Source organism: Curtobacterium sp. B18 (assembly GCF_000333375.1).
Lineage (GTDB): Bacteria > Actinomycetota > Actinomycetes > Actinomycetales > Microbacteriaceae > Curtobacterium.
Genome location: NZ_BACZ01000409.1, coordinates 1 through 3,537 on the forward strand (window position 1 = coordinate 1; position 3,537 = coordinate 3,537).

The following is a 3,537-nucleotide window of genomic DNA, read 5'->3' on the forward strand; positions in this document are numbered from 1 at the left end:
ATGACAACGGGCGGGCCTCCCGGAGGAGACCCGCCCGTCCTGAGCGGAAGACCGCAGCCAGTGTTACTTGGCGGCGACGACCTGGAGCGAGATCACGGCAGTGATGTCCTCGCGCAGACGCACGGTGGCCTCGTGGTCACCGATGGTCTTGATGGTCGCGGGGACCTCGACCTTGCGCTTGTCGAGCGAGCCGACGCCCTGCGCCTGGACGGCGTCAGCGACGTCGCCCGGACGGACGGAGCCGAACAGACGACCGTCCTTGCCGGCCTTGACGGTCAGCTTGATGGTCGCGTTCTCGAGCTTCATCTTGAGGTCCTGGGCCTCTTCGATGGTGGCGAGCTCGCGCGCGGTACGCGCGGCCCGGATCGACTCCACCTGCTTCTCGCCGCCCTTGGACCACGCGACAGCGAAGCCCTGGGGGATGAGGTAGTTGCGGGCGTAGCCGTTCTTGACGTCGACGACGTCACCGGCGGAACCGAGGCCGGAGACCTCGTGGGTGAGGATGAGCTTCGACATGTGTCGACCTCCGATCAGCGGCCGGAGCCGGCGTAGGGGAGGAGCGCCATCTCACGGGCGTTCTTCACGGCACGGGCGATGAGGCGCTGCTCCTGGACGGAGACGCCGGTGATGCGACGGGCGCGGATCTTGCCACGCTCCGAGATGAACTTGCGAAGGGTCGCGACGTCCTTGTAGTCGATGACGCCGACCTTGATCGACTTCGCGGGAGCGGCGTTCTTGCCGCCCTTACCGCGAGGCTTCCGGCGGTCGCCGGTGCTCTTTCCAGCCATTGTTTGTCCTTAAGAAGTGGAAGTTGTGTCCGTTGAACCGCGGAGGATCAGAACGGGGTCTCGTCGTCGTACGTGCCGCCCGGGGTGCTCCACACGTCGTTCGACTGTGCGTTGCCACCCTGCTGGCCGCCCTGGGGGGACCAGGGTGCGTCCGACTGACCGCCACCGTTGTTCCAGCCGCCGCCGTTGCCGCCGTTGCCCGCCGGGGCGTTGCCGCCACCGACCTGGCCACGACCGCCGCCGGAGCCACCCGCAGCACGGGTGATCTGCGCGGTCGCGTATCGGAGCGAGGGGCCGATCTCGTCGACCTCGAGCTCGATGCTCGTGCGCTGCTGGCCTTCACGGTCCTGGTACGAGCGCTGACGGAGGCGACCCTGCGCGATGACGCGCGAGCCCTTCGTCAGCGAGCCCGCCACGTGCTCGGCGAACTCGCGCCAGACACTCGCACGGAGGAACAGCGCGTCGCCGTCCTTCCACTCGTTCGCCTGACGGTCGAACGTGCGAGGAGTCGACGCGATGGTGAAGTTCGCCACGGCGAGCCCGTTCTGCGTGTAGCGCAGCTCCGGGTCCGCGGTGAGGTTGCCCACCACCGTGATGACGGTTTCGCCGGCCACGGGTTACTCGGCGCTCGCGGTCGCGTTGGCGGCCTTGCGGGCCGCGCGGGCCTCGTCGCGCTGCTTCTGGGCGGCGACCTGCGCGATGCCCTCTTCAGCGCGGAGGACCTTCGTGCGGAGCACGGCCTCGGAGAGACCGAGCTGACGGTCCAGCTCCTTGGCGGCCTCGGGGGTGGACGTGAAGTCCACGACGGCGTAGATGCCCTCGGACTTCTTCGCGATCTCGTAGGCGAGACGACGACGGCCCCAGACGTCCACGTTGTCGACGGTGCCACCGTCGTTGCGGATCACAGCGAGGAACTTGTCCAGGCTGGGAGCGACGGTGCGCTCGTCGATCTCGGGGTCGAGGATCGCCATCAGTTCGTACTGGTGCATGCGGAACCCACCTCCTCTGGTCTCAGCGGCCCCGAGCAGTTCTCGGGGCAGGAGGGTTGATGCATGTGCCCGGCAGCGCAGAGTGCGTGCGCGGACAACCCGGCAAGCTTAGCGGACGGCCTGGAGGCGCGCCACCGCCTGTGGAGAACCGCTCGCGCCCGTCAGGCGGTCGCGTCGCGGGCGGCCCACCAGTCGCGCAGGCGCGCCTCGGCGTCGTCGGGACCGAGGGGCCCCTCGTCCATCCGTACCTCGAGGAGGAAGCGGTAGGCCTCGCCGACGGCACGGCCCGGCGGGATGTCGAGGATGCGCATGATGTCGTCGCCGGAGAGGTCTGGTCGGATCGAGTCGAGCTTCTCCTGCTCGGAGAGTTCCGCGATGCGGTCCTCGAGGTCGTCGTACGCGAAGGCGAGCCGGTCGGCCTTCCGGCGGTTCCGGGTGGTCACGTCGGAGCGCGTCAGCTCGTGCAGCCGCTCGAGCTGGTCGCCCGCGTCCCGGACGTAGCGTCGGACGGCGGAGTCGGTCCAGGCACCCTCGGTGTAGCCGAAGAACCGCAGGTGCAGCTCGATCAGGCGCGACACGGCGGCGATGGTGTCGTTGTCGAACCGCAGGGCACGGAGCCGCTTCTTCGCGAGCTTCGAGCCGACCAGGTCGTGGTGGTGGAAGCTCACGGCGCCGCCGGGCTCGAGCTTGCGAGTCGCCGGCTTCCCGATGTCGTGCAGCAGGGCGGCGAGCCGGAGCACGGTGTCCGGCGCCTCGCCCGCGTGCCGCTCGGCCTCGTACCCGATGGCCTGCTCGAGCACGGTCAGCGAGTGCTCGTAGACGTCCTTGTGGTGGTGGTGCTCGTCGATCTCGAGCCGCATCGCGGGGAGCTCCGGCAGGAACCGCTCGGCCAGACCCGTGTCGACGAGGAGTCGGATGCCGTCGACCGGCGCGTCGGTGCCCAGCAGCTTCACCAGCTCGTCACGGACGCGTTCGGCGGACACGATGTCGATCGACCCGGCCAGGTCCGTCATGGCCTCACGCACCTCGTCCGAGACGGTGAAGCCGAGCTGTGCCGTGAACCGGGCCGCGCGCATCATCCGCAGCGGGTCGTCGCGGAAGGACACCCGCGCGGCCTGCGGCGTGTGCAGCCGTCCGGCGAGCAGGTCCTCGACGCCGCCGTGCACGTCGACGAGCTCCCGGGCGGGCAGGCGGAGCGCCATCGCGTTGACGGTGAAGTCCCGGCGGAGCAGGTCGTCCTCGATGGTGTCACCGAACGCGACCTCGGGCTTGCGGGTCTCGCCGTCGTAGACGTCGCTGCGGTACGTGGTGATCTCGACCTGCTCACCAGCCACCCGCGCGGCGATGGTCCCGAACTGCCGACCGACGTCCCAGGTCTTGTTCGCGATCGGCTCGACGATCCGCAGGATGTCGTCCGGGCGGGCGTCGGTGGTGAAGTCGAGGTCGGTGACGGCACGACCGAGGAAGGCGTCGCGGACGGGTCCCCCGACGAGCGCCAGTTCGTGTCCGGCGTCGGCGAAGGCCCGAGCGAGGAGGGCGACGGGCTCGGTGGCGGCGAGTGCGTCGAGTCGCTCGACGGCCTGGGCAACGGACTGCATGACGGTCCTCATCCTCCCAGATCGAAGGCCCGAGTTCTCCACAACGTCCGCGCGCACGGGAGCGTTCATGGTCTGGCCTCATACACTCGTGGACGGCCCGGACCGACCCAGTGGGCCCCTTCGCATGCAGATCTTTCCGCACACGCTCGCCGCCGCCGCGTC

At 69.5% G+C, this 3,537-nt stretch carries 5 protein-coding genes; all 5 read right to left on the reverse strand.

The genetic code is table 11. The annotated features are described in order from the left end of the window. Positions 1 to 63 precede the first annotated feature (63 nt). A complete protein-coding gene (rplI, locus tag I5E_RS11310) occupies positions 64 to 516 on the reverse strand; it encodes a 50S ribosomal protein L9 (RefSeq protein WP_022907086.1) in 453 nt (150 codons plus the stop codon). Positions 517 to 530: 14 nt separating this feature from the next. Further along, entirely contained in the window at positions 531 to 788 is a 258-nt protein-coding gene (rpsR, locus tag I5E_RS11315) for a 30S ribosomal protein S18 (RefSeq protein ID WP_017887834.1), read from the reverse strand. A 47-nt stretch (positions 789 to 835) separates the two neighbouring features. Then, positions 836 to 1,402, reverse strand: a complete 567-nt coding sequence (locus tag I5E_RS11320; protein ID WP_022907087.1) for a single-stranded DNA-binding protein — start codon at positions 1,400 to 1,402, stop codon at positions 836 to 838. A gap of 3 nt (positions 1,403 to 1,405) precedes the next feature. After that, the gene (rpsF, locus tag I5E_RS11325; protein ID WP_022907088.1) at positions 1,406 to 1,777 is read right to left on the reverse strand and encodes a 30S ribosomal protein S6; all 372 of its coding nucleotides are present in this window, start codon (positions 1,775 to 1,777) and stop codon (positions 1,406 to 1,408) included. A 161-nt stretch (positions 1,778 to 1,938) separates the two neighbouring features. Further along, on the reverse strand, positions 1,939 to 3,375 hold the full coding sequence (locus I5E_RS11330) for a CCA tRNA nucleotidyltransferase (RefSeq protein WP_022907089.1): 1,437 nt from the start codon (positions 3,373 to 3,375) through the stop codon (positions 1,939 to 1,941). Positions 3,376 to 3,537 lie beyond the last annotated feature (162 nt).

Coding starts and splice junctions, on each gene's coding strand:
- rplI (WP_022907086.1), bottom strand. CDS start 516: ATGTCGAAGCTCATCCTCACCCACGAGGTCTCCGGCCTCGGTTCCGCC.
- rpsR (WP_017887834.1), bottom strand. CDS start 788: ATGGCTGGAAAGAGCACCGGCGACCGCCGGAAGCCTCGCGGTAAGGGC.
- rpsF (WP_022907088.1), bottom strand. CDS start 1,777: ATGCACCAGTACGAACTGATGGCGATCCTCGACCCCGAGATCGACGAG.
- I5E_RS11330 (WP_022907089.1), bottom strand. CDS start 3,375: ATGCAGTCCGTTGCCCAGGCCGTCGAGCGACTCGACGCACTCGCCGCC.